The organism is Polynucleobacter sp. MWH-Jannik1A5 (assembly GCF_018881795.1).
Classification (GTDB): Bacteria; Pseudomonadota; Gammaproteobacteria; order Burkholderiales; family Burkholderiaceae; genus Polynucleobacter.
Map to the genome: position 1 here is coordinate 1,477,119 of NZ_JACVPQ010000001.1, position 25,327 is coordinate 1,502,445.

The following is a 25,327-nucleotide window of genomic DNA, read 5'->3' on the forward strand; positions in this document are numbered from 1 at the left end:
GCAAGGTTTCTGAAATTCAGATAACCTCTTAAGCATTCATCACTTAAGAGAGTGCTCAAATGCGATCCAAACCAGTTTTCTTTTTATTGTCCTGTCTACTGGGTCTTTCCGCCTCTAATTTGGCTTTGGCTCAATCTGGCGAAAATACCTATAAACAAGTTTGTGCCAGCTGTCATGGATCGGGAGTGCTTAATGCACCTAAGTTTGGCGATAAGGCTAAGTGGGCTCCTTTGATTGCGGAAGGTCAGGCAACCCTGACTGCTCACGCTTATTTTGGTGTGAGAGCTATGCCTCCAAAAGGTGGCAATCCCAATCTTAGTATTGAAGGCTTCTCCGATGCCTTGGTCTATATGGTCAACAATTCTGGCGGCAACTGGAAAACACCAGATGCCAAAATGCTTGCGGCTATCAATAAAGAATTAGAAGCTCGTAAAGCAAACCCAAAAAAGCCTTGATTCATTTCTTGCGGTCCTGTTTGAAGGCTTAATTGCTCTTTTTTGTAAAGACAATCATCTAATGAATCTAGAGCCCCATCAAATAGAGATTATTGGTTATTGCGCTGCATTCTTAACCACCGTCGCCTTCTTACCCCAAGCAATACGCTCTTGGCGCACTAAGGATCTATCAGGTATTTCACTGGGGATGTATTCCTTATTTACTGCTGGGGTGGGCCTGTGGCTGATCTACGGCCTGATTATTGAGAAGTGGCCTCTCATCATGGCAAATGCATTGACCTTTGCGCTGGCTCTTAGTATCTTGTTATTAAAATTACGCCATACTTCTCCGCATCAGAAATAAAACACACGCTTATCAAAATTCTTAGAAAGGTTTTTATGTGCTCAGCATTTGTGATTGACCCCCCAGCAGTAGTGTCTTTGCCGGTAACTGGAGACACCCGTCGCTTTGCAGTCAATCGCATTTATTGCGTCGGCCGTAACTATGCTGATCACGCACGTGAGATGGGGCATGATCCCGATCGTGAGCCACCATTCTTTTTTATGAAGCCGGCCAACTCGATTGTGACTGATAGCGAGAATATGGCTTATCCCAATCTTTCAAATGATGTCCATCACGAAATTGAAATGGTTGTAGCCATTGGTAAGGGTGGCGCGAATATTGCTGCAGATAAAGCTCTAGAGCACGTCTATGGTTATGGGGTTGGTCTAGATATGACCAGACGTGATCTACAAGGTGAAGCTAAGAAGATGGGGCGTCCATGGGATACAGGCAAAGCATTTGATCAATCTGCGCCATGCGGAGAAATCACGCCGGCTAGTCAGTGCGGTCATCCGTCTAAGGGGTTGGTCAAGCTGTTGGTGAATGGTGAGGTTCGCCAAGAAGGTGATCTGAATCAACTCATTTGGAATGTGCCCGACACTATTGCCTATCTTTCCACTTTGTTTACCTTAGAGCCAGGAGATTTGATTTTCTCTGGAACACCAGCAGGTGTTGGTCCGGTCAAAAAAGGTGACGTGCTTGAGGGTAGTGTTGCAGGCTTACCGAATTTAAAGACAAAGATTATTTAATTACAAAAGATAGGCCTTATTTGCCTATCCATTTTGGTGGACGCCCTTCTAGGAAGGCGTTCACTCCTTCCCTAAAGTCTTTGCTGTTATAGGTCTCACGCATGAGATCTGTGCAATCGGGCAAATTGCTCTGTAGAAGGCGTGCCAAGGTGAGCTTGCTAGCCTTTTGTGTAATGGGCGCCAGAGTGGATAAATTTTCTGCGAGTGTATTTGCTGCTGCATCAATTTCGCTTGCTTCAGCTAATTGATAGAGATAGCCAGCCTCTAATAACTCTGGCGCTTTAATTAATTCTGCTGTCAGGAGCATCTTTTTTACTGTAGGCACTCCAAGATGGGCTGCAATCCAAGAGAGATTGCTCGGCGATAAACAATTTCCCAAAGTCTTAGCTACCGGTATCCCAAAACGTGCTTCGGGTGTGGAGATGCGAAAGTCGCAAGCGGTAGCCATCAATAGGCCGCTACCCACTGCTAAACCTTCAATGATTGCAATGGTGGGCATGGGCAGTTGCTGCAAAGAGGCAAAGATATGATCAACAGCAACTTCATACGCCTCATTTTCTTTGAGATCAACAAACTGTTGAATATCACTTCCAGAAACAAATGCTTTATCTCCTGCGCCTCTGAATATCACTACTCGAATATCGGAATTCTTTGCCAACGAATCACAAATCTGCTTAAGCTCTTCATACATTGGCCAAGTTAGAGCGTTACGAGCGGAAGGATTGTTAAAAGTAACGCGTGCAATCTTGTCGTGGATATCTAAATCTAAGCAGGGCGGGGTAGGGCGCAGAGTCATGAAGGCATTCTAAACAAAAGCTTGCACCTCATTGCCATAAATGACCATTTCATGAGCCCTGTAATCGTGTTTTTACCCTTATCTTTAGTCTCCTGCGCTAGAATTCCCTTATGTATATGTTCCTTCCTTTTCTGACAGCTTTTATCGGGCTCATCTTGGTCTGGTTTGAGAAGCGACTTGCTGCTGTAGTAGTTTTAGCAATTACTGTTGGAATACTGATGGTTTGGTTCCGCTTTCATGCCACTAGCCATCTCAACATTAGTCTGTAATTTATTGTGAGCAGACATTCTTTCCCTTCTTTAGCGGCTCTAGGAAATCAACTTGCATTGCTCGCTGTTGTTGGCATGCTGGGCTATGCATTTGTAGATCAACTCTATTTTGGTGAGTTGCCTTGCCCGTTATGTTTAATGCAACGTATTGGATTTGTGATCATTGGTTTTGCATTGGTCTTAAATATTCGTTGCGGCGCACATTCTGCGCATTACGGTTGGGGCATTATTGGCGGCCTAGTGGGCATGATGGTTTCATTGCGTCAAGTGTTTTTGCATATTCTTCCAGGCGATAAAGGTTTTGGTAAAACCTTTTTAGAATTACATTTTTATACCTGGGCCTATGTGGGCTACACAGGTTTATTGCTAGGCTTGGCGGTATTGTTAATGTTGCCTAATCGTGATGTGCGCTCGCGCTCTTGGTTCGCCAATACATTAGTGATTCTGTTTATGCTGCTGGTGTTCGGTAATCTTGTTTCAACCTTACTTGAGTGCGGTATTGGCCCTTGCGCTGATGACCCCGTGAAATATGAGGGCTGGCTGTGGCTGCGCTCTCGCTTTGGTTTCTAATTCAGGCCATCTGGTCTGGTTTCGAATTGATTGAGCATGCCATTCTCTAAGATTTTCAAGAGCCTCGTATTGATTTGTATGGCATCACTGCTGGCGCTGACAGCTCATGCGCAAACAAAATCAACCGGCAAAGCTGCATGGCCAAAGCAGCCTATTCGGATTATTGTTACCTTTACTCCTGGCGGTGCACCGGATATCTTGGCACGTGTATTAGCTGAAAATTGGCAGCAAAGCTTAGGAATACCAGTTGTTGTCGAGAACAAACCAGGCTATGGCGGAAACATTGGAGCTGACCTAGTTGCTAAGAGTGAGCCGGATGGTTATACCTTGTTAATAGGAACCGTTGGAATTCATGCAATCAATGGCGCACTATACGAGAAACTCTCTTTTGATCCCGTGAAGGATTTCACGCCCATTAGCTTTTTAGCGAGTACACCGAATGTGCTGATTGTGAATAAGAAGCTAGGCGTCAGCAATCTTCATGAATTAATTGAGTTAGCCAAAGCAAAGCCAGATCAACTGACTTTTGGTTCTTCGGGCGTGGGCACTTCACTGCATATGTCTGGAGAATTATTTAAGGAGATGGCTGGCGTACAAATTCGTCACATTCCTTACAAAGGCCGTGCCCAATCTCTGCCGGACTTGTTAAGTGGTCGCATCTCCATGTTGTTTGACAACCTTTCTTCTTCATTGACCTTGATTAAGGCTGGAGAAGTGCAGGCTTTAGGGGTAACCACCCTTAAGCGATCTCATGCCGCACCAGAAATCCCAACCCTGGCTGAACAGGGTTTGACGGGCTTTGAGGCGGTCTCCTGGTTTTCATTGATGGCACCAGCCAATTTGCCAGTCCCCATCCAAAAGCAACTCAATCAAATGGTGCGCCAAACGCTGAGTAATGCCGAGGTCAAATCGCGCCTCTTGGCCGGTGGTCTGGATCCTGCGCCTGGCAGCCCAAAAGACCTTTCTCGGTTAATTACGGCTGAGGTAGCTAAATGGGGCAGGGTAGTGCAGCAATCGGGCGCAAAATTGGATTAATAAGCTCTTTTTGTGTCAGCTCCAGCCTGCTATCAGGCGTTAAAGGTATGAAGACTTTGTTGTCTTAAACTACAGATTGATTTCATCTACCACTCATAAGCCCCTAAATTTGTTCAAATTTTCAGCATTAGACTTTTCTAAATTCGGTATCGTGCTGGCAGTTGCTTTACTGGTAGGTTGCGCTACTCAAACTCAGCAATTGAAGATGAACGAATCCAAGGAGCCGTTCAAGAACGGGGACTTGCAAAACACTGCTGCCGTTATCCAAAGCGCTTTCAAAGATAAAAATACTTTGTACTACATGGAGATGGGTGAAGTACAGCGCTTGCAAGGTCCTTCACAGATTCCGAGTAGCACAGAAAACTTATTAGCTGCTGATCAATTGGTCAGTCGTTGGGAAGTCACTACCAGCGATAAACTCAGACGCTCTTTTTCAGGGGCAAGCTCTTATGTATTGTCTGAAGGCTTTAGTAGTGAGTACGATCCAAAGCCTTATGAGGTGAGTTTTTTGAGCCAGACTTTAGCCTTGAATCATATTTCTCAAGGTCGCTGGAATGACGCCATGGTAGAAGCCAAAAAAATGGCGCAGCGTGAGAAGGTCATTGAGGAGCTGATTCAAAGTCAGGTTGCCGCTGTCTCTAAGGTAGAGCGTGATCAACAAGCCAACCCCAATACCCAGGCGGCAACGAGTCGCATAGAAAATATCAGTGGCTACCCCATTAATTTATTAGATGATGAAGAGACCCGCAGTCTTAAGAATTCTTATCAGAACCCAGCAGCTTATTACTTATCAGGCTTTATTCATGAGTCACAAGGAGAAGCCAGCCTAGCTGCGCCAGGATATCGCCTGGCAATAGAACTTCGTCCGCAAGTGAATTTCTTTAAAACCAGTATTGCTAAGCTGGATTCTAATATTGCCAATCTTAGTAAAAAAGCTTTTGCTGATACCTTAATCGTGATTGATACAGGCTACATGCCTAAAATTATTCCTTATCAAATTAGCCAGACTTTTACTGTGGGTGGTAATTCAAGGTTGGTGACATTAACGTTCCCAGTAATTGAGAGGTCTACCGAGCGTTTTAGGCCATCACTCATTCAGTTGGGCGATAGGGTTGCCAATCCAGAATTAGTAGCAAATATTGATGCAATGGCACGCAAGAACTTGCGTGATGAAATGCCTGCCTATGTTTTAAGGGCCTCTTCAAGAGCACTCGTTTCTCTAGCAGCCCAATTTGCAGCCGATCGTGCTGCGCAGCAAGCAGCAAATCAGCGTAATCAAAATAACCAAAATAGCGGTACCGCAGCTCTGATTGGTGCTATCGCTGGACTCATTACAGGCTATGCCCTGCAGTCTGTCAATGTGACCGATGTGCGCCATTGGTCAACCTTACCTGCGCAAACTTATATGGCGAGAATGGGTTTGCCAATTGGTCCAACCGTTCTTAAATACACTCTGCCATCTGGCATGATCGTTTCTCAGACTGTTAATTTAGTAGGTGGCTATAACGTCGTCTATATCCGCATGTTTAGGAACAAGGCTACGGTGCTAACCTCTAATGATCCTGCCACGCTTCCTTCGAAGTTGCCAGCCGCTATGCCCGTCGCTAGTGGTGTCACTACAACCCCAGCCGCAACCCCAGCCGCAACCTCAGCTACCACCTTACCCACGATAGCCGCACCTCAATCATCGGGTAGTGCCCTAGACGGCCTCAAGAAACTATGGGGTAGTTTTCAAGATCCAAAGCCTGAGGAGGCCAATCCGGTAGTGTCATCACCTGTTCCCGTGGAAGCGGTTACTCCTACCCCCAATGCCCAGCCCGCAACACCAAGCCCGGCACCAGCATCAACCCCCAATTCAGCACCCGCAGGCAGTAATATGGATGGTGTAAAGCCATATGAGCCACCCAATCTGCTAAATAGCTTTCAGCAGCTTTTTAATTAAGAAAGACCCAGATGAAGAAATACTTTTCGATCCTTTTAACTGCGCTTGCATTAGCAGCGTGTAGTTCAACGCCATCCATGAAAGATATGACTGTGCGCATGGGGGATACGGATAGTATTCAAATTACGGATATGAGAAGCTTGATGCGTAATGGTGTATTGACAGCGCAAGTGACTATTCTGAATGAGAGTAAATCTAACCTCGTTTCTTATCGATTCAAGTGGATTGGTAAAAACGGTATGACTGTGACTGACGAAGAGCCGTGGAAGCCTGTAACCGTCGGCAAAGGTCAGTCGACCACCATTATGGGGATAGCTCCAACCCCAGATGCTACTGACTTTCGTTTTGAGTTAAACCAATACAAATAAAACACGCCATCAGAAGATATTAGGACTTATTGAAAATGACTATGAAAACCAAAACTATCCATTTATCTGCCATCGTTTTGGCAGCAGCAGCTCTAGTAGCGTGCTCAGGCCCCCAGGTGCGCTATGGCGATGCCAAGGCAGTTGAAACAGTCAATGCCAATTACGGATCGACCGATCTGCAGATCATTGCTGAGGCAATGACAAGATCTTTGCTGCAATCTAAAGCCATCTCCGGAAGTAAAGACGCGCCAATTGTGACCTTGGCAGATGTGAAGAACAAGACTTCTGAATACATTGATACGCGCGTCATCACCGATAAGATTCGCACACAATTAATGAAGAGTGGTCAAGTACGCTTTGCTGTGAGCGTTTCTGAAATGCAAAATCAAACCGATGAACTCAAGCGTCAAAATCAATCAGGACTTTACAAGAACAGCACAATCGCTAAAACAGGCAATATGCAAGGCGCTCAATATCGCATTGAAGGATCCATTGCTTCTATTGTCAAAAACACCAAAGATGTTAAGGATGTTTACTACGTCTTTAACTTAAATCTCATCAATAATGAGTCTGGTTTGCTGGAGTGGGCTGATGAAAAAGAGATTCGTAAGACTGCAACGCGCTAATACGCAATACATGAAGGTAGGTAATTGAATGTCACTAAGTAAAACAAACTGGTTAGCGTGTGCGGGTATCGGCCTAGTCTTTTTGGCTGGATGCGCCACTAAACCACCCGCTCCAAAAGCAGAATCTGCGATTGTTGGTCAAGTGCCTGCTGATCCGCCCAAGAATCCTGTGATTAGTGCCGAGGCGCTGAAGGCGGATTCGAAGTCTATTGCTGTCACGGATATCTATTTCAGAAAAGAAGGTAAGAATTTAACCTTTATTGAAGAGACTCGGACAACTACAGGCAATACCATCTCCTCAACTATTGCACCAAAGACAATTGAAGTAGATGCTGATAAAGCCAATGCTTCTGCTCTGACTGGCGGCGCAAATTCATCTGCGTTTCCAGTGAAGTTCACTGATTTGTCTGATCCTAAGGCAACTAGCCCTGGTACAGCAGTGCCACCTACACCGGTAGTTGATGCTGCACCATCAAGTAGTAATTCTTCAAATGCCAGTACCCAAAGCATGAAGAAGTCAGGCTATCAAAGCAATAATGAATATGGCGAATTGCGTTACCTGGCAAATCCTATACGTGGTTTACTAATCAAGTCTGGATATAAGGTAGTGCAAGCAAAGCCTACTGTGGCTGTACCTAACCAGGGCGATGAGTTTTTCGATATTGTGAAGCGTATTAAGGCGGGTGATTTTGGTGATGCTGACTACGTACTGTATGGCGTCTTAGCAGAAGTATCAACCACAGATAACGTTGCAGATATCCCGGGCACAAAGTCGACTTCTCAGCAGCTCACATTGGAAGTAACAGTAGACTTCAATATCGTTGACACCAAGACAAGCCAAATCGTTGCCTCATTCGTGGCTTCGGGCGAGGGTAAGGATGTTCAAATTGATGGCAGAGATACCAGCTACAAACCAAGCGCGGCGAAGTTAATGAAGTTGGCTTCATTAGATTTGGCTGAGGATGTTCGTAAACATCTGGCCGATCAGAACTTCATTACCAATCATCCTGGATCTGCAGGACAACAGCGTAACCTGAAGCGACGTTTAGATGATGATGCTTCTACTCTGAAGGTCTACAAGTAAGAGAGCAGAGGAGCACAAGGCATTCCTTTGATTTAGACCTCTAGCGGCGGTTGCGACTTCTCATAGCGCTCCGCCGTTCTTCTAAAGAGGTAGAGCAAAAAGCATGCAGCCAAAGCAAGGCTAAGACTATTGCCAGCCCAGAACCCATTGGCACCCTGTAAGAAGGCAGGTGTATTGCCTAAGACGTTAAAGCCCATTAGATAGCCACCACCTAGACCTACTCCCCAGAGTGAGCCGGCGTAGATGACCATCGGCCAAAAGGCAATTCGGTAAGCCCGCAGAATAAATGCCGCAGTAATTTGCAATGCGTCAAAGACTTGATAAAACGCAATGAATAGAAAGAGGGGAATAGCAAAAACTTTCACTTCTTCTGGTGGATCGTATAGATTAAGTAGTTGAACCCTCAATATCCACACTGCTATACCGATGCTGATGCAAAGTGCGGTGGTAAAAAATACTGAAGACCAGCCAATCTCCTCAGCGCGCTCTGGTTTATTGGCGCCAATAGATTGGGATACTAATGTCATCGTTGCAATTGAGAGGGATAACGGCACCATATAGATCACAGTTCCCATATTGGCCACAATTTGATGTCCCGCTAATGCAGTCGTTCCTAGCCGCGCAATAAACAGAGATATAAAGGTGAAAGAGGTCACCTCGATTAAATAGCTAAATCCAATGGGCGCCCCAAGCTTGAGTAAAACCCAAATACGATGCCAGTTGGGCGCGCTAAAGCGTGCAAAGATCTTAAAAGGCTTATAAAAGCGATCAAATAAAACAAAGCCCAAAGTCATGAGTAACCATGACCAATTAATAATCACAGTGGCCACTGCGCAGCCTGGGCCGCCCATGCCCTCAATGCCTAAGCCTCCATAGATAAAGAGAAGGTTGAGTGGTAATTTAAGGGTTAGACCAATGATTTGCACCACCGTAATCACAGTGGGGCGCGATACAGCATTATGAAGAGCCATTAATACGCGCATAGCCATGCTTGCTGGTAAACCAATGGCTAGAATATTGAGGTAGAGCTTTGCTTTATCTTCAATAGCCGCATCGACTTGTGAGATCGCTAGCAGATGATCGGAATTCAGCAAAATAAAACAGCCAAAAATAGTGAGTCCTACAGCAAGCCAAGTGGCTTGACGAACTTCTTCGCCGATTTCTGAAAAACGTTTAGCGCCAAATAACTGACCAGCAATAGGCGCAAGAGCTGAAATGACTCCAGTTAAGCCAACATAGATGCTAATAAATATGGCCGAAGCCATGGCGAGCGCAGCTAAGTCATCGGCAGAGTAGCGCGCTGTCATAGCTGTGTCTAAGACACCAAATGCAATCACTGCAAGCTGACCAATCAGTAGTGGCCCAGCCAGTTTTAGCAAGGAGGGGATATCCTCGCGCAGGCGCGATAACTTAAAGTGCAGCACGATCTATTCTGGGATTACTTCGTAAAGACGCAGACGTTCGTCGCGGTCAGCTGCACGGCGATCCTCCCATAGGAGGCTGAGTTTTTTATTGTTCAGCTGGGCGTAGGCCTTTGCCTCGGATTGGCTATGGGTGAGCATCCAGGGGCAATTGGGATCATCGCGCAAATTGAGTTTAGAAAAGTATTTAAAAGATGCAAGTTGAGCATCGCCAAGATTGCTGGTATCAATGCAGCCACCACCAGAAGGAATGACTTGGGTTAATCGTGCAGATACTTGACGATAGGTTTTGGCGTAATTAATAGTTGGCAGCCAGAGGGTCATTAATAAAACCCACATGAGTGTTGTGCCTGAAGCTGAGATGATGAGACAACGCCAAATTTCTTTTGGTGCGCGTGATGTTCTCCAGCGCACGATCGCAAGCCATACGCCAGTAATCGCCAGAGCAACGAAAAATGCCAATACATTAAATTGACTCTCAAATCCCGGCAATAAACGTGCAATATTGGCTGCGGTAGTTTCTGGGTAGCCTGTCACCTTAGCTAACCAGATAATCCAAATAGCGAGGGCGATTACTGTAAAGCTAAACATGGCAAACCAGTCAATAAAACTAATGACACTTCGCTTAAGTACTGGCAGGCTAAATGCGGCAATGATAGAAAGGCTCGGAATCAAAATCAATAAATCATGTTCATTTGCCTCAAGGCGGAACAAGACATAAATTAAGCTACCAATAAATAGACTCAGTGGAATGCAAAGATGTGGGGCGCGCCATGTGCCCGCTTCTTTAACACGCCCCCAGTGTGCGAGCGAAATCATTGCCAATGGCCATACAGGCCATGCATAAGCCCAAAAATTCACACTCAAGAATCCGAGAGATTCGATCGAAGGAGTGGCACGCATTTCTGGTACGTTGCGCCATCCCTCTTCAGCGATGTGACGCCAATGCGTAGGTAAGTCTGTTAAATACCAAACTATCGGCCAAATCGCAAAACCAATTAATCCCAAAACAGTACTGGTAAGAGTCCAACGAAAGCGCAGCTTTGCATTGCTAGCGATGACCGCAATAATGGTTGAGGTAACGATGATGAGGCTTAGTGTGAGATTGCTCGATAGCGCAACAATGGCGATACCAAGGCCAGTCCATAGTCCGCCTTGCCATGGTTTATCTAAGCCGCGCACAGTACCGTAGAGCACAATACTGATGCCCATCAATTGCGCCATCATCGGCGTGGTCTCGTGGGCGCGCTGAGCAAGACCTACGCAAGCCAAGAAGATGAGTAGGGCGCCATCAGCCAAGGTCATGCCATAACTCTTTAAATCTGGTTGACCACCAACAGCAAGCGCCATTGGTTGCACTTCGCGACGGCGACCTAGTAGATAGGTTGCATACCAAATTGCAAGTGCAGCAGCAAAGAAACAAATCGCTGAATACAAACGAGCAGCATTAGCAGCGCCAATGAAGGGACCAAACCATTTGATGAGAGTGGCACCGATCCAATAGGGTAGTGGCGTACCAAGTGAGATGTCGCGACCAGCTAGATGGGGAACAATCCAATCAATGGAGTTGCCGCGAAAGAGGGTCCACATACCGCCAAAGCCAATAGCGTCTTCGTTCTTCCAGGGATCCCGAAAGAAGAGGCCAGCAAAACCATAAACCAAAGTCAGCGCAAAAATAATAATGCGCGGAATGGATTTAGTGGCAGCGGCGGTAAGTTTGACCATGTGTGCAGTTCAAAATAAAAAAGGCAGCAAACGCTGCCTTGATTATCTCGCAGAGATGGTATTTCACATACCCTGCGAATAGAGTTGTATTAAGCCTTCTTCTTAGCTGGCTTTTCAGCAGCTTTAGCTTCTGCAGCAGCAGCTTTTTTCTCGGCTGTTTTAGCAGCGCCATCACCGGAAGCCTTAGCAACAGCCTTGGTACCGAATTTCTGACGGAATTTCTCAACACGACCAGCGGTATCCATAATTTTCTGGGTACCAGTGTAGAAAGGGTGTGATTCAGATGAAGTCTCGATCTTGGCTAATGGATATTCATTGCCGTCTTCCCACTTAATGGTCTCTTTAGTAGCCATTGTGGAGCGAGTCTTGAAGCTGAAGTTATTAGAAACGTCTACAAAGACGATTTCACGATATTCGGGGTGGATGCCAGGTTTCATTATGAGTCCTATGAGCGGGTAGCCGTTTGAGCCAAATTGGCTTAAATACTTTCCCAGGTTTTAAAAGCAGTAAAGGCGAAATTATGCCATGAAATCAACAACAAAGCGCTCTTTTGGGGTCCAAAAAGGGCTAAAACAGCCCCCTGGACCTCTAAATTAGCCTCCGCGACGCATTAGGTCGAAGAATTCACCATTATTTTTGGTGGATTTGAGCTTATCAACGATAAAGTTCATAGCCTCGATGTCGTCCATATCGGCCAGTAATTTACGTAATACCCAGATCTTCTGGAGGTTCTCCGCTTTAACCAACAATTCCTCGCGGCGGGTGCCAGACTTATTGAGATTAATAGATGGGTAAACACGACGCTCAGCCAAGCGACGCTCAAGGTGCACTTCCATATTGCCGGTACCTTTGAATTCCTCATAAATGAGGTCATCCATACGGCTACCAGTTTCAATCAATGCTGTAGCGATGATGGTGAGTGATCCACCTTCTTCAATATTACGAGCTGCTCCGAAGAAACGTTTTGGGCGTTGTAATGCGTTAGCGTCCACACCGCCAGAGAGTACTTTGCCTGATGAAGGAACTACCGTGTTGTATGCGCGAGCAAGACGGGTAATCGAGTCAAGCAAGATGATCACATCTTTACCCATCTCTACTAAACGTTTTGCTTTTTCAATCACCATTTCAGCAACTTGAACGTGACGAACTGCTGGCTCATCAAAGGTAGAGGCAACAACTTCACCGCGAACGGAGCGTTGCATTTCAGTAACTTCTTCAGGACGCTCATCAACGAGCAGTACGATCAAAATCGCTTCAGGATTATTGGCTGCAATCGCATGTGCAATGTGCTGCATCATGACAGTCTTACCAGACTTTGGTGAAGCAACGATCAAGCCACGTTGGCCGTAACCAATAGGGGAGATCATGTCGATAATGCGGCCTGTTAGATTCTCTTCCGCCTTGATATCACGCTCTAAGCTGATCACGCGGTTCGGATGCAAAGGCGTTAAGTTCTCGAACATGATGCGGTTCTTGAGGGCCTCTGGAGCCAAGCCGTTGATCTTGTCTACCTTTACCAGTGCAAAGTAACGCTCACCATCTTTAGGTGTTCGTACTTCACCTTCAACGCTGTCACCAGTATGTAGGTTAAAGCGGCGAATCTGCGCAGGAGAGATATAAATATCATCCGGAGAAGCCATGTAAGAGGCTTCAGGGGAGCGCAAGAAACCAAAGCCGTCAGGCAGTACTTCTAAAGTGCCGTCGCCGAAAACGGTTTCACCAGCCTTCGCACGTTTTTTGAGAATGGCAAACATTAATTCTTGTTTGCGCATCCGTTGAGTGTTTTCAATCTCCAAGCTAGCTGCCATTTCGAGCAGAGCGGATACGTGGAGGCCTTTGAGTTCAGTTAATTGCATGTGGTTCTCGGGTGTAAATAAAAGGAAAAATCAGAATGGTATGAATTTGTTTTGAGGTATCGCTGCGCTGATTGAGATCACGCAGATGTGGAAAAACAGAATTTTGGATGTTTGCTAAAAGAAGGGGGGGTAAATTGCTGAAAATCGGAGCACTGATTAGTGCGTTTGAGTAATACTACACTAAAAAAGGGGTATGACAACTACGGTAAATCGGTAAAAACCACAGGCTCAGCGGGTGAACCTGTGGTCTGAGACTATTTACAGATGACTATCAATAAATGCAGTCAACTGAGATTTGGCCAAAGCGCCTACTTTTTGAGCAGCCACGGTGCCATTTTTGAAGAGGATTAAGGTAGGAATGCCACGAATATTGAACTGGGCAGGTACGCCTTGGTTCTCATCCACGTTCATTTTTGCGATCTGTAGCTTGTCGCCATATTCACCAGCGAGCTCTTCGAGGATCGGACCAATCATTTTGCAAGGACCGCACCACTCAGCCCAGAAGTCGAGCAGAACAGGTTTATCGGACTTGAGGACGTCTTGTTCGAAAGAGGCGTCAGTTACATATTTAATGCCGGCACTCATGAAAATTCCTTATTTAGACTTATTTAGCGAGTTATTTAATTATGGCGTTACAACGCTTATATTAGCAATAAGCGGAACGTTCTGCTCAAAATAGATAAATACACACTTAATGTCTCAGCCTTTTCCTGCCCTTTCTGACCAAAAGCAGCCGCATGCTTGGGCAATTACGCCTAATAGCCAAGCGCTCACCCAATTGGCAAAAGGCATCTGGGATTGTGCAGTGCAAACTAATCAGCGCCCTTTAGTGGTACTCAGTACTGCTGGTCCCCTCATCGGGGTTAGGGCAGCGCTAGAACAAAACAGGCCTAAAGATCTGCCAAGCCATCTTGCCTTCTTGCCACAAGTGATCAGTTTTACGGATTGGCTAGAAGCAGCACCAGGCGCATGGAAATTTCCAAAGAAGCAAACAGATTTGGAAAGATGGCTCGCTGTTTATGCCACTTTGCGTAAACATAAAAATTTACAAACGTGGTTTAAGGCAGAGACTGAATCTGGCGCCTGGGGTTTGGCCCAAGCGATTGTGAAGGCGTGTGACACCTTATCAACAGCGGTGAGTCCGCAACTACAAAAACAGATTCATGAATTCATACAGAAAAATCAAGCTGAAAAAAGCAATCTTGGCGAGATTTGTCTTAGTGAGGCGCAAGCGTTATTAGACAGTACCGTAGCCAAAGTCTATTCGGGAATGGCGCGTAAAGTAGTGGATCAAGAGACTAAGGTCTTACTCGAGTTTTGGCGTTACACCGCAAGCGTAAGTGACCCTGCATTTCGCAATCAGTTTGCAATTGCCGCTCATCTCGAAGCAAGTAAGAATGCAAATTCAGCAAGACCATTGATATGGGTGGAGACTGCTGATCCAACACCTATAGACCAAGAGATCATTGGTTTATTGCTTGATGAGTATGCTCAGTACGCAGAAGTAATAAAGGTAAAGATGGATTGGCATGACGTGGGCTTGTGGCCTGAGTCTATTGGCGCTGAAGGTGGTGAACAAGCAAGGATTCAAGCGTTAGAAAATGCAAAACGCTCCCAAAGTAAGGGCTGGCGACTAATAGCTGCGAAACGTTTTGAAGAATTAGCATGGGCTGCTGCCAAAACAATTGAGCAACATCTCATTCATGGAAAAACTAATTTAGCATTGGTTGCGCAAGATCGTTTAGTAGCGAGAAGGGCGCGCGCATTACTTTCACGCCTTGGTCCAGCGCTTAATATTCGTGATGAAACTGGTTGGAAGCTATCGACTACACGTGCGGCTGCAGCGCTTAATAGTTGGTTAGAACTCATTAGAGCCCCTAAAGATGGGCCGAGCGCAAAAACCTTGCTTGAGTTTTTACAGAACCCATTCTTAGATCTTGGCAAGATTCTGAATCGAGATGCAGAAGCCTGTATTGGACTGATTGCGGAGCTTGAAGATATTTTAGTTGGCAGCAAAGCAGAGTCCGGCTGGAAAACCTTCCACCTGGCCATTGAGGGCGCGCAAGCGAATGCGTCAAAAACTGCTAGCGCAATGCCAAGCGCAGCATTGTTTGAGTTATTACAGTTTGCTCGAGAGCGTCATCATGAGTGGCTGACGCTTAAGGTTGATTGCAATAAGGCCTATCAGTTGTTGCAGGCTAATCTTCAGGCGGCTGGCATGGACAAAAGTCTTGAAAAAGACTCAGCCGGCAAGCAATTGCTGGAGGTGCTCAAGACATTTGACTTGAGTAAGACGCAATACCAACAAACCTCTATTCGTTTGAGTGAGTGGCTTAGCTTGCTTAAAACAGTTATTGAAGGAGCGAGCTATCAAGAGGCTGGTAAAGAAGCTAAAGCTACGCTGAGTATTTTACCTTTGAGCTCTACACGTATGCGCGACTTTGAGGCAGTAGTTGTTGTGGGTTGCGATGAACAGCAGTTGCCGGCTTATTCAGAGCCGCCATTATTTTTCTCGGATGCGCTTAATCAGCTATTAAAGACCTCAACGATAGCGATGCAGTTTGTGCAGCAAGCTAGAGATCTTTCGCAATTACTAGTGTCATGCCCCAGTGTGGATTTACTCTGGCAAAGCAAAAGCAATAATGGAGAACCGCTCAGACCATCGGCTTGGATACAGCGTTTGCAAAATCAAATTAAGTGGGAAGCCATTCCAGCTCAATTGAAAAAACGCGCTTTTGAGGCAACGCCGATGGAAATGGCAGTTGCGCATTTTGAAGAAGATCTGCCGATGCCGCTATCAATGAGTCCCAGTGCCTATAAGGCTTTGCGGGATTGCCCATATCGTTATTACGTACGTAGCTTGTTGGGTTTGCGCAAGAATAAAGAATTTGATGAAGGCTTTGATGCTTCACTGGCAGGGCAAACTTTGCATAAGTTGCTCAAGCGTTTTTACCATGCGCTCAAAACCCATGAGCATACTAATCCATCACTTAAGGCTGACCCCGATCAAAGGCGTGCCTGGATGGAAAAAAGCTTAAATGACTATTCAGAACAAGAGTTCGCCGTATTGATTGAGGGTGATGCTAGGGTAATGGGTGCCTTAAGGGATTGGCAAAAACAAATTCCAAGTTTTGTGGATTGGCAGATTCAACGTGAGTTAGCGGGTTGGGAATATTTTGATGGTGAAGTCAAGGTTGGTTTTGATTTGCCATTTCAGGATGCAGACGGCAATATCAAAATGATTCGCATTGAAGGTTATGCTGATCGCTATGACGTCAATATAGATAACAGCAGGATTGCTTCAGTGATTGATTACAAAAATCAACGCTTTGACAGAGTCAAAGTTCGGGCTGAGCATGTCTTAGATGATCCTCAGCTATTAATCTATGCTCGGGCTGCAAATGAGGGTCAAGAAAGTCATAAGTTAATGGGGCATCAGGTTCAGCAGGCAGAGTGGGTGGCCTTGAAGGCTGATTTTTCTAAGGGCGAGCAAAAAGCACTGCGCAGCCAAGAAGTGGTAGATATGGCAGAAATGATGCAGCAGTTTTCTAAGCAGATTACAGAAGATGTAGAGCAGCTATGGGCCAAAAAGCCAATGCAAGCATTTGCGCCTGAAGGAGTTTGCCAATACTGCGAAGCAAGAGGCGTTTGCAGGAAGGGAATTTGGTGAGCGATCTAATTAATATGCTTCCAGCCAAGCAAACCTATTCAGAAAAGCTCGCTTGCGATCCCCATCGCTCGGTAATTGTTTCTGCTTGCGCAGGCAGCGGCAAGACTTGGTTATTGGTGGCGCGCATGGTTCGCCTATTGCTCGATGATGTGAAGCCGCAAGAAATTCTCGCACTTACATTTACACGTAAGGCTGCGCAAGAAATGCGTGACCGCCTATATGGGTTGCTGGAGCAATTTTCTAAAAGTGATGATGCCTCATTGATGAAAGAACTTACCGCTAGAGGTATGGAAGAGGTGCAAGCTGAAAAATACCTTCCTAAAGCCAGAGCGCTTTATGAGCAGGTCCTGGCAAACCCACAGCCGATTGTGATCGATACCTTTCATGGCTGGTTTGGCAGGTTACTAGGAGCAGCCCCAGTATCGCTTGGCATTCAGCCGGGGTTCATGTTACGTGAGGATGCTAAGCGACTCCAAGAAGAGTGTCTTGATGATTGGTGGGGCGATCTCACGCCAGAGCTCAAAGCGCATTATGACGTCTTGCTCAAATATTTAGGCTCTTATGAGACGCAAAAACTCTTAATGGGTAAAAGCAGCCTCTTTAAGCAAAGAGGTGCATGGACCTTCTTTGCGAAGCAATGTGATCAAACCGGCATCACGCCTTTAGAGCACCTAAAAAAATCCCTGCATAAGTTGAATCTACCTAATCCATTGCTAGCTCCGTGGAATGCGCCTAATGCATTGGTTGATTTAGAGTTTTTAGAGTATTGCTTTAAAAATAGCAGCACTAATGATCAGAAGCTTTTGCCAAATCTGTTGCCAGCGTTAGCTTGCAAAAAGAATGGCGGCGATGTGATGGATATTGCCAAGAGTTTGCAAGATGTCTTTTTGACGATAAGCCCTGTGAAGTACCGTACCGGTAACGATACTGTTTTAGGCGTACTAGAAACCTTCTTAAAGAATGAAGGTAAGGCTGATCGCATGGGGGACTTCATCTCCATTAAGCAAAACTGGGGTCATACTTTTGAGGAATACCTCCAATGGCAAGCCGAGCAGGATGTATTTGCTGTCAATGAGGCTTGGTTTGCCCTGAATCAATCCATGATGGCGCACGCTAATGCCCAAAAAGAAAATATGCGTGTGCGTGATTTTGATGATTTAGAGGTTGGCGTTAGTTTATTGATGGGGGGGCCTGAGCATGCAGCCTATCTGCAATCGCGCCTAGATGCAAAGTACAAACAAATTTTGGTAGATGAGTTCCAAGATACCAACCCATTGCAATGGCAAATTCTGCGAGCCTGGTTAGCAGGCTATAGCGTAGGCGATGAGAAGCCAAAAGTATTTATTGTGGGCGATCCTAAGCAGTCGATTTATCGGTTTCGTCGTGCTGATCCTAGGCTATTTGTGAGCGCAGCGCAGTTTTTACATCAACATCATGGTGCTGCTTATATTGAGCAGGATAAAACGCGTCGCAATGCTCATGAAATCAATAGGGTCGTGAATACGATCTTTCAGGGCGAGCAAGTGCCACCCGATTACCCATATACAGAGCAGCAAACCCTATGGACTACTCCGAATGAGGATAGGCCTACCGATGCTTATGCTGGGCGAGGTGAGATTTATTTATTACCTTTGATTCCTTATGCAGAGCAGACGCAGGAACCAAGAGAGGGTAGTGCTTTTGATGGTGCTATTGCCGATTCAAGTGAAACGGTTGGGGTGATTCAGCGTCAACGTGAGGGTGAATTGATTGCGCGCCTCATTAAAGAAATTATTGCTACGCGTAAGGTGGCAGATAAAGAAGGTGGCAAGGAAATTTGGCGCGAGGCCAGGGCGAGTGATTTCCTGTTACTGGTAAAGCGTCGTAAATATTTACCTCAATACGAAAGAGCGCTGCGTGATGTAAAGCTTGCCTATGAGAGTCCACGTTTAGGCGGATTGCTTAATACTCTAGAGATCGATGACCTCATTGCTTTACTGACTGTTTTGGTAACGCCTCGTCATGACTTACCGCTAGCTCAAGTTCTGAGAAGTCCGATTTTTGGTTTTGCTGAAAAACAAATGCAGCAATTGGCGGTAGCGATGACATCTGGTCATTACCGCTCCTGGTGGGATGCGTTGCAAGACAGCAAAGATTCAAAGCTTCAAGGTGCAGCACGCTATCTTAAGCATTGGCATCTTTTGGGCGAGCGCTTACCGGTTCATGACCTGCTTGACCGTATTTATCAAGAGGGTGATGTGCGCCTCAAATATGCTGCAGTCTGTCAGGATCTCGATCGACCACAGGTCTTGGCAAACTTGGATGCCTTCTTAGAAGTGGCGCTTAATCAAGATGGGGGTCAATACCCAAGCTTGAGTCGTTTTATTCAGGAGATGAATACCAAGCGCCGTGGCGATGATGATGAAACCCCTGACGAGGGGGATGTCGATGCAGCAAGCGATGACAACCTAGTCGAAGTTGATGAAGAGAGTGAGATGTCAGAAGAAGATCGCCATAAGCGTGTGCGACTCATGACAATTCACGGTGCTAAAGGCTTGGAGTCGCCTTTTGTCATCATCCTAGACGCGAACAATACCGATACCAATGTTGACTACAGTGGCGTCTTAATTGATTGGGCGCCACAAGAAGAGAGCCCGTCTCATTTATCTCTGTTTACCTCTAAAACATTGACTAGCCCTCGCGCTGAGATCAATGAGGCTGAGAAGCTAATTGGTGAAAAAGAAAATTGGAATCTTTTGTACGTTGCCATGACTCGTGCTCGCCAAGGCCTATGGATTAGTGGTGATGCCCAAAAGCCCACTACCAATAATCCTAGTGGCTTAGATAAGACTTCTTGGTATGGCAAGGCAAGCAAGGTTGAGTTGTCTGTGTATCAGGTAGGCGAGCAAGTGGTAGCTACGGATGAGTTTGAGGTCATCAAACCTGCGCAAGAAAACGCGGTTGAGGATTTTGTCTTGGACTGGGACTCTGCGCAAGAAAGCCATACGCAAATGCTGTCTGACATCGAGAGTGGTGTGACGGTTGAAGTATTTGCGGGCGTGGATGAGCAGGCAGGTAATCCTGATCCAGAAATCTTGGAAGAGGGTACAAACTTCCATAAGTTGCTAGAGTTCCTCACTCCCGATTCCAGTAATGAAACAAAACCACCTATGCCAAGCGAGCAGGAACTCATGAACTGGCTTAGTGTTGATCAGGACAGCGCAATCAAACTTATTACATACGTACAAAAAGTGCTTACAACCCCAGAGTTGAAACACTATCTGACATCAGGCGAGTGGGTGCAGGCTTGGAATGAGCTAGATATTACTAGTAAAGATGGCAAGAGCTATCGCATGGATCGCTTGGTGGAATTTGATGATCACTTAGCCATCATCGATTACAAGCTCACCATTCCAGAAGTGGGTAGTGATAAGTATGAAAAGTACCGCAAGCAATTGCAGGGCTACCAGGCCGAGCTCAAACGCATCAGAAAAGACAAGTCAAACAAGGCTTACTTGATTTCATCTAAGGGTGCGATAGTTGAAGTGAAGTAAATCTTTAAGCAGCAGCCTTGAATTTGTTGGTCATTAAGGTGCCTTTGCTCAACTTCTTTTCAACAGTCGATATTGATTTGGATTCTCTTTTCACCTCACCAAGTACTTGATTGATGAAAGTTTGCCAACCTTCACCTTTGGATTTATAAAAATCTAAAGTTTCTTTATCAATTCTTAGGGTAACCTGCTCTTTAGCTCCACTGCCCAGGGGTCTGCCGCGACCACGAACTAGCGTAGGCTTAACTTTCTCCCATTCTTCATCCGTGAATGGCATATTGTCAGGATCTGCCATGGCCGCTTTTGTAATAGCGGCATCTTCTTCGGCGCTGGGTCTAATTATTTTCTTTTTCATATCTCTCTACCTCGCGGGTATTTGCTTTTCTTAGACTAATAATTCTTTTGCCTATTTTTAGTTCAACATAAACTACGCAGTACAGACGTTGCTTTATGAGTGCTAGCGCTACACACCTCTCCTCACCATAATTCTTTCTGCCGTCAATATAGCTAATGGCGGAATCCCAATCCAGCAGCTTTGCATCTGAGAGAGGTAGACCATGTTTTGCAATATTTGAATCATTTTTTGCCGAATCATAAGTGAATTTCATCGGAAATATTGTAGTTACGTTAAATCATAACATCAATGAATTAATATAACTACAAAAAATAAGGGAATTCCAATAAAAGAGGGCTTTGGAGGAGTGCTAAGCACTATCATTTAGGCATGGAACGCTTTCCCATCATCATCGAACTAGTAGAAACTGCGCAGCCGTGGTTTTATCGAGCTAGCATTTATCTATCCAATGCCTTTGCGGAGGACCCAGCAATACTGGCATTTGTTTTTTGCTAAGAGCAAAATAGCTTTGAACAGCCACCTACGGGTGGTTTTTTATTGCCTAAATTTTGAGCAAATAGCCCTAAAACAACAAAAAGAGCTTCATTTTTACGGTTTTTACATATACTGTATAAACATACAGTATATTAATGACTATGACGCAAGTAATGAACCCCGCAAAAGTAACCTTAAGCCAGGCACCACAAGCCTTGGCAGGGCATTTTGCTGCTTATGAGCTTAAGCTCCTGAGTCACCGGATTTCAGCTGGATTCCCCAGTCCAGCAGCAGATTACGCTGAGGATGGTTTGGATTTGAACCATTACCTGGTTCAGAACAAGCCAGCCACCTTCATGTTCACCGTGAAGGGGGATTCCATGCTGGGCGCAGGCATTTGTGATGGCGACAAAGTTGTCGTTGATAAGGCGCTCAAACCAAAACACAAAGACATTGTTGTGGCTGTCGTCGATGGCGAATACACCATTAAACGCCTCTATCAATTGCGTGGTCGTATTGAGCTCCAACCAGAAAACCCCCATTACCAACCCATCACCTTTAACGAGGGTAGTGAGTTGCAAATTTGGGGTGTGGTTGTTGGAGTGGTGCGCAAGTACAGCAATGCCAGTACTAGATACAACAAAGAGGGCAAGTGAGATGAATCCCCATTCACAAACCACATCAAGCTCATCAAATTCACTCTTCGCCCTCGTAGATGTCAATAACTTCTACGTTTCTTGCGAGCGTGTATTTCAGCCTAGGCTAGAAGACGTGCCAATGGTGGTGCTCTCGAATAACGATGGCTGTGCTGTAGCACGTAGTGCTGAAGTCAAGGCGCTTGGCGTGAAGATGGGTGCGCCTTGGTTTCAGATGAAGGATCTTGCTAAGAAGCATGGCATCCTAGCTCAATCATCTAACTACACTCTGTATGGCGATATGAGTAGCCGGGTAGTTCAAGTACTCAGAACATTTACACCAAATTTAGAGGTCTACAGTATCGATGAGAGCTTCTTGCAAATCGAAACTGTCCTCAAGCAATACCAAGACACCATTGAATTGGGTCAAAAGATCAAAGAGCAAGTTAAAGACACTACTGGCTTACCTGTTTGTGTAGGCATTGGTGCCAGCAAGACTTTAGCCAAGCTAGCCAATCACTTGGCTAAAAAGCACAAGCAGTTTGCTGGTGTATGCGATGTCAATGCGATGGCCAAAGAAGAGCTCTATCAGTGGATGAGTGAGACTGAAGTGGGTGAGGTTTGGGGTGTTGGTAAGCAAATCGCCAAGAAACTCAAAGCCCAAAATATTCAAAGTGTATTTGATCTCTTGCAAGCTTCACCACAAGCCATGCGTCAGCAGTTTGGCGTAGTGATGGAGCGTCTTTGCTATGAACTACGTGGCACATCTTGTCTGCAGTTGGAAGAAGTGGCGCCAGCCAAACAACAAATCATTGCCTCACGTAGCTTTGGTAAACCTGTGACCAGCCAAGCTGAGCTTGCGCAGTCGGTTGCCACTCATGTGGCCCGTGCAGCTGAAAAGCTTAGAGCACAAAACAGCACTACGGGCGCGCTCACGGTGTTTATTCAGACTAATCCGTTTAAACAAAACGAGCCACAGCATCATCAAAGCGTCACGATTCCGCTGGCAGACCCAACGGATAACACGCTGACATTAACGAATGCAGCGCTAGCAGGTCTGAAGCAAATCCATCAAACAAGCTTTCGCTATAAGAAAGCAGGCGTCATTCTGAATCTGATTAGCGATAAGCCCACAGCCCAGCAATCTTTGTTTGACGATATCGAAACCAAAGGCAAATCCGCTCATCTCATGAAGGCAGTGGATGAGATCAATACGCGCTTTGGTAATGCAGTCATTAGGTCTGCAGCTTCAGGAACCAATAACACTAAACAAGAGTGGCAAATGAGATCAAACAATAGATCACCGAACTACACCACCCGCTGGGATGAGTTACCGGTGGCTAGATAAAGAAATTCAGCAGCAAGTATTCACTAATAAGTAACACGCAACAACATATTAAGGAGAAACAAATGAACACAATCAGCAACCTGATGAATAACTTTAACGGCATCTCATTGGCAGTGATCATGATCCTGTCCTATTGCGCAGTGTTGAAAAACACAAAGCGTCATGATGTTGAAACAAAGCAGATCTTTAATCGTAAGTATCAGTAAAGAACATGGCAGTAGCAGTAAGTGGAGAATCAGCAGTAGGCAGAGGGGGAATAAGGAAATCACGGATTCCTTATTCCCTGTTGCATATCAGGGGGCGAGTAGATAATTCCCCTAGGGTTGTTAAGTCTTTAATACCCCTAAAAAGTGGTTAAGATTCGGATATGAATCCAGATAAAGAAACCTTCTTAGATAAAAAATTACGCCCCTTGCCGCGTTGGATATTTATGTCCCGCTGGTTGCAAGCACCACTCTATTTGGGATTGATTGTTGCCCAGGGTGTATATGTTTGGCAGTTCTGGATAGAGCTAGTCCACCTCATCACGATGATGGCAGATAAGTCAATGACTGAAACTGCCTTAATGTTAGTAGTTCTAGGTTTGATCGACGTAGTCATGATCTCCAATTTATTGGTGATGGTGATTGTGGGCGGCTGGGAGACTTTTGTTTCTCGTTTGGAATTGGAAAACCATCCCGATCAGCCTGAATGGCTCTCGCATGTAAACGCAGGGGTCCTCAAGGTAAAGCTGGCAACTGCGATTATTGGTATTTCATCAATCCATTTGCTTAAGACATTCATCAATGCGGCATCCTATGATGAAAAAACCTTGATGTGGCAAACCTTGATTCACATTACCTTTGTGCTTTCAGCAGTAGCGATTGCCTATACCGAAAAAATAGTGACAGCAGCCCATAAGCCACACTAACAGCCGAGCCAGTTTTGCTTATTTAGTTAATGGAGTTCGCTAATCCCTGTTTTGACTGCGGTATGTGTTGTCAGTATTTCCGGGTCAGTTTTTACCATGGAGAAATTGCTGGCAATAGCGCTGGCACGGTTCCTGAGGAGCTAACTACTAGAGTCTCTACACATATGGCTTGTATGAAAGGCACTGAGAAGGGCCATGCACCATGTATCGCACTCCGCCATACGCAGGAAGATGGTTATCGCTGTTCAATCTATGAGCAGCGTTCGAGCACCTGTAGATCATTTGACGTTTTCAACGAAGATGGAACCATCAACGAGGAGTGCCAAAAACTACAGCAGATTGCAAAGCAGAAAAAGCAGCAAGGATTGCCGCCTATTTAGCTTCTAAGGCTTTGCGCAGATATTCCGAGACATTGTCTTGACGCAACATCCATTGCTTATAGTCGGTAGGCATTTGGCTAATCAACTCACCTTTGTGTTTGCCATAGGGCATCACCTTCGGAATGCGGGCTTTTTCAGACATTTCCCATAAAGCGTCTAAAGAGACTGGGTGAAGCTTGTCAATGATTTGCCCAACAATCTTAGAGCAGATCCATACATCAGCTAATGCACTATGGGCATTGCGTAATTGATCTCTAGCCGTGCCCCGTTCAAAGTGATAGAGCAGGGCGCTTTGAGTATGGCTATCGAGTTCAGGCCAAAGGCTACGCGCGAGTGCCAAGGTGCAAATGCGTTTTACTTCAGGCTTGCCAATGGCAACCCAATCAAAATCAATATTGTGGCCAATTAAATATTTGGTGCCAGCAGGCAATCGGAAAGAGCTACTTGCAGGGCAATTGACCAACTCTTCATCCATGATGTGGTGTGTAGCAAGAGCGCCCAAGCTAATTGGCTTACCAGGGTTGTAACGCTGCACCCAAGGATTACCTACTTCAAATGGATTTAAAGAGGTGACGTCTAATGAAGCGGCTTCAATAATGACGGCATCGTTCTTATCAGTTGCTTCTACGTCAAAAATAATGGCTTGTGGCATAAGGTCTTTAGTAATGTTGTGTAGATGTATTGTGCCCTGTCTTCCGAACGGCTTACATCTAAATCATCCCAAATCCCTAGTCGCTTAGACTTGAAACCGCTACGCTGAACTCTTCTATATAAAGGAGGGCTTGCTTTGCGAGTATCTATTGAGTG

The 25,327-nt window shown here is 45.6% G+C and carries 26 protein-coding genes; 17 read left to right on the forward strand and 9 right to left on the reverse strand.

The window, feature by feature from the left end; genetic code table 11:
* Positions 1 to 59 precede the first annotated feature (59 nt).
* The 3 genes from ICN23_RS07580 to ICN23_RS07590 all read left to right on the forward strand — a co-directional run bounded on the left by ICN23_RS07580 (position 60) and on the right by ICN23_RS07590 (position 1,526).
* Positions 60 to 455 carry a cytochrome c5 family protein gene (locus ICN23_RS07580; protein WP_216231579.1) on the forward strand — a complete coding sequence of 132 codons (396 nt, stop codon included), beginning with the start codon at positions 60 to 62 and terminating at the stop codon, positions 453 to 455.
* 61 nt (positions 456 to 516) lie between these two features.
* Positions 517 to 798, forward strand: a complete 282-nt coding sequence (locus tag ICN23_RS07585; protein ID WP_216231580.1) for a SemiSWEET transporter — start codon at positions 517 to 519, stop codon at positions 796 to 798.
* A 35-nt stretch (positions 799 to 833) separates the two neighbouring features.
* Positions 834 to 1,526 (forward strand): fumarylacetoacetate hydrolase family protein, encoded by a 693-nt coding sequence (locus tag ICN23_RS07590; protein ID WP_216231581.1) that lies wholly within the window; start codon positions 834 to 836, stop codon positions 1,524 to 1,526.
* A 16-nt stretch (positions 1,527 to 1,542) separates the two neighbouring features.
* Here ICN23_RS07590 and ICN23_RS07595 read toward each other — a convergent pair whose 3' ends face one another.
* Complete coding sequence (locus tag ICN23_RS07595) at positions 1,543 to 2,322, reverse strand: enoyl-CoA hydratase/isomerase family protein (protein WP_216231582.1); 780 nt, start codon at positions 2,320 to 2,322, stop codon at positions 1,543 to 1,545.
* 110 nt (positions 2,323 to 2,432) lie between these two features.
* Here ICN23_RS07595 and ICN23_RS07600 point away from each other — a divergent pair, with 110 nt between their 5' ends.
* From ICN23_RS07600 to ICN23_RS07630, 7 genes are all read left to right on the forward strand, one after another.
* On the forward strand, positions 2,433 to 2,591 hold the full coding sequence (locus tag ICN23_RS07600; RefSeq protein WP_216231583.1) for a DUF5993 family protein: 159 nt from the start codon (positions 2,433 to 2,435) through the stop codon (positions 2,589 to 2,591).
* 6 nt (positions 2,592 to 2,597) lie between these two features.
* On the forward strand, positions 2,598 to 3,161 hold the full coding sequence (locus tag ICN23_RS07605; RefSeq protein WP_216231584.1) for a disulfide bond formation protein B: 564 nt from the start codon (positions 2,598 to 2,600) through the stop codon (positions 3,159 to 3,161).
* Between the two features lie 36 nt (positions 3,162 to 3,197).
* The gene (locus ICN23_RS07610) at positions 3,198 to 4,196 is read left to right on the forward strand and encodes a tripartite tricarboxylate transporter substrate binding protein (RefSeq protein WP_216231585.1); all 999 of its coding nucleotides are present in this window, start codon (positions 3,198 to 3,200) and stop codon (positions 4,194 to 4,196) included.
* A gap of 109 nt (positions 4,197 to 4,305) precedes the next feature.
* A complete protein-coding gene (locus tag ICN23_RS07615; RefSeq protein ID WP_255532734.1) occupies positions 4,306 to 6,138 on the forward strand; it encodes a hypothetical protein in 1,833 nt (610 codons plus the stop codon).
* Positions 6,139 to 6,149: 11 nt separating this feature from the next.
* Entirely contained in the window at positions 6,150 to 6,506 is a 357-nt protein-coding gene (locus ICN23_RS07620; protein ID WP_216231586.1) for a YcfL family protein, read from the forward strand.
* A 35-nt stretch (positions 6,507 to 6,541) separates the two neighbouring features.
* Positions 6,542 to 7,132: a penicillin-binding protein activator LpoB gene (gene lpoB / locus ICN23_RS07625; RefSeq protein ID WP_216231587.1), complete on the forward strand. Its 591-nt coding sequence runs from the start codon at positions 6,542 to 6,544 to the stop codon at positions 7,130 to 7,132.
* A gap of 28 nt (positions 7,133 to 7,160) precedes the next feature.
* A complete protein-coding gene (locus tag ICN23_RS07630) occupies positions 7,161 to 8,216 on the forward strand; it encodes a hypothetical protein (RefSeq protein WP_216231588.1) in 1,056 nt (351 codons plus the stop codon).
* A 32-nt stretch (positions 8,217 to 8,248) separates the two neighbouring features.
* On the opposite strand, the gene ICN23_RS07635 is transcribed toward ICN23_RS07630, so the two are convergent.
* From ICN23_RS07635 to trxA, 5 genes are all read right to left on the reverse strand, one after another.
* The gene (locus ICN23_RS07635) at positions 8,249 to 9,640 is read right to left on the reverse strand and encodes an MATE family efflux transporter (protein WP_216231589.1); all 1,392 of its coding nucleotides are present in this window, start codon (positions 9,638 to 9,640) and stop codon (positions 8,249 to 8,251) included.
* Between the two features lie 3 nt (positions 9,641 to 9,643).
* Positions 9,644 to 11,362 (reverse strand): glycosyltransferase family 39 protein, encoded by a 1,719-nt coding sequence (locus ICN23_RS07640; RefSeq protein ID WP_216231590.1) that lies wholly within the window; start codon positions 11,360 to 11,362, stop codon positions 9,644 to 9,646.
* 89 nt (positions 11,363 to 11,451) lie between these two features.
* Entirely contained in the window at positions 11,452 to 11,799 is a 348-nt protein-coding gene (locus tag ICN23_RS07645) for a type B 50S ribosomal protein L31 (protein WP_068321059.1), read from the reverse strand.
* 156 nt (positions 11,800 to 11,955) lie between these two features.
* A complete protein-coding gene (gene rho, locus ICN23_RS07650; RefSeq protein ID WP_215385062.1) occupies positions 11,956 to 13,218 on the reverse strand; it encodes a transcription termination factor Rho in 1,263 nt (420 codons plus the stop codon).
* A 258-nt stretch (positions 13,219 to 13,476) separates the two neighbouring features.
* Positions 13,477 to 13,803, reverse strand: a complete 327-nt coding sequence (gene trxA / locus ICN23_RS07655; protein WP_068321063.1) for a thioredoxin TrxA — start codon at positions 13,801 to 13,803, stop codon at positions 13,477 to 13,479.
* Between the two features lie 109 nt (positions 13,804 to 13,912).
* Here trxA and ICN23_RS07660 point away from each other — a divergent pair, with 109 nt between their 5' ends.
* Both ICN23_RS07660 and ICN23_RS07665 read left to right on the forward strand, forming a co-directional pair.
* Positions 13,913 to 16,888, forward strand: a complete 2,976-nt coding sequence (locus tag ICN23_RS07660) for a PD-(D/E)XK nuclease family protein (RefSeq protein WP_216231591.1) — start codon at positions 13,913 to 13,915, stop codon at positions 16,886 to 16,888.
* Complete coding sequence (locus ICN23_RS07665) at positions 16,885 to 20,421, forward strand: UvrD-helicase domain-containing protein (RefSeq protein WP_370624766.1); 3,537 nt, start codon at positions 16,885 to 16,887, stop codon at positions 20,419 to 20,421. Before ICN23_RS07660 ends, ICN23_RS07665 begins: the two co-directional genes overlap by 4 nt.
* A 4-nt stretch (positions 20,422 to 20,425) precedes the next feature.
* Here ICN23_RS07665 and ICN23_RS07670 read toward each other — a convergent pair whose 3' ends face one another.
* Together ICN23_RS07670 and ICN23_RS07675 are read right to left on the reverse strand one after the other, a co-directional pair.
* Positions 20,426 to 20,773: a BrnA antitoxin family protein gene (locus ICN23_RS07670; RefSeq protein ID WP_215361431.1), complete on the reverse strand. Its 348-nt coding sequence runs from the start codon at positions 20,771 to 20,773 to the stop codon at positions 20,426 to 20,428.
* On the reverse strand, positions 20,754 to 21,026 hold the full coding sequence (locus tag ICN23_RS07675; protein WP_215362134.1) for a BrnT family toxin: 273 nt from the start codon (positions 21,024 to 21,026) through the stop codon (positions 20,754 to 20,756). Before ICN23_RS07675 ends, ICN23_RS07670 begins: the two co-directional genes overlap by 20 nt.
* A gap of 376 nt (positions 21,027 to 21,402) precedes the next feature.
* Here ICN23_RS07675 and ICN23_RS07680 point away from each other — a divergent pair, with 376 nt between their 5' ends.
* The 5 genes from ICN23_RS07680 (at position 21,403) to ICN23_RS07700 (ending at position 24,520) form a co-directional block, all read left to right on the forward strand.
* On the forward strand, positions 21,403 to 21,903 hold the full coding sequence (locus tag ICN23_RS07680; protein ID WP_216231592.1) for a LexA family transcriptional regulator: 501 nt from the start codon (positions 21,403 to 21,405) through the stop codon (positions 21,901 to 21,903).
* A 1-nt stretch (position 21,904) separates the two neighbouring features.
* Positions 21,905 to 23,230, forward strand: a complete 1,326-nt coding sequence (locus tag ICN23_RS07685; protein ID WP_216231593.1) for a Y-family DNA polymerase — start codon at positions 21,905 to 21,907, stop codon at positions 23,228 to 23,230.
* A 62-nt stretch (positions 23,231 to 23,292) separates the two neighbouring features.
* Complete coding sequence (locus ICN23_RS07690; protein ID WP_167345988.1) at positions 23,293 to 23,436, forward strand: hypothetical protein; 144 nt, start codon at positions 23,293 to 23,295, stop codon at positions 23,434 to 23,436.
* Positions 23,437 to 23,597: 161 nt separating this feature from the next.
* Positions 23,598 to 24,140, forward strand: a complete 543-nt coding sequence (locus ICN23_RS07695; protein WP_068321073.1) for a TIGR00645 family protein — start codon at positions 23,598 to 23,600, stop codon at positions 24,138 to 24,140.
* Between the two features lie 29 nt (positions 24,141 to 24,169).
* Positions 24,170 to 24,520 carry a YkgJ family cysteine cluster protein gene (locus ICN23_RS07700; RefSeq protein ID WP_216231594.1) on the forward strand — a complete coding sequence of 117 codons (351 nt, stop codon included), beginning with the start codon at positions 24,170 to 24,172 and terminating at the stop codon, positions 24,518 to 24,520.
* Here the strand turns inward: ICN23_RS07700 and ICN23_RS07705 are convergent.
* A complete protein-coding gene (locus ICN23_RS07705; protein WP_216231595.1) occupies positions 24,513 to 25,172 on the reverse strand; it encodes a putative quorum-sensing-regulated virulence factor in 660 nt (219 codons plus the stop codon). The genes ICN23_RS07700 and ICN23_RS07705 overlap by 8 nt on opposite strands.
* Positions 25,173 to 25,327 lie beyond the last annotated feature (155 nt).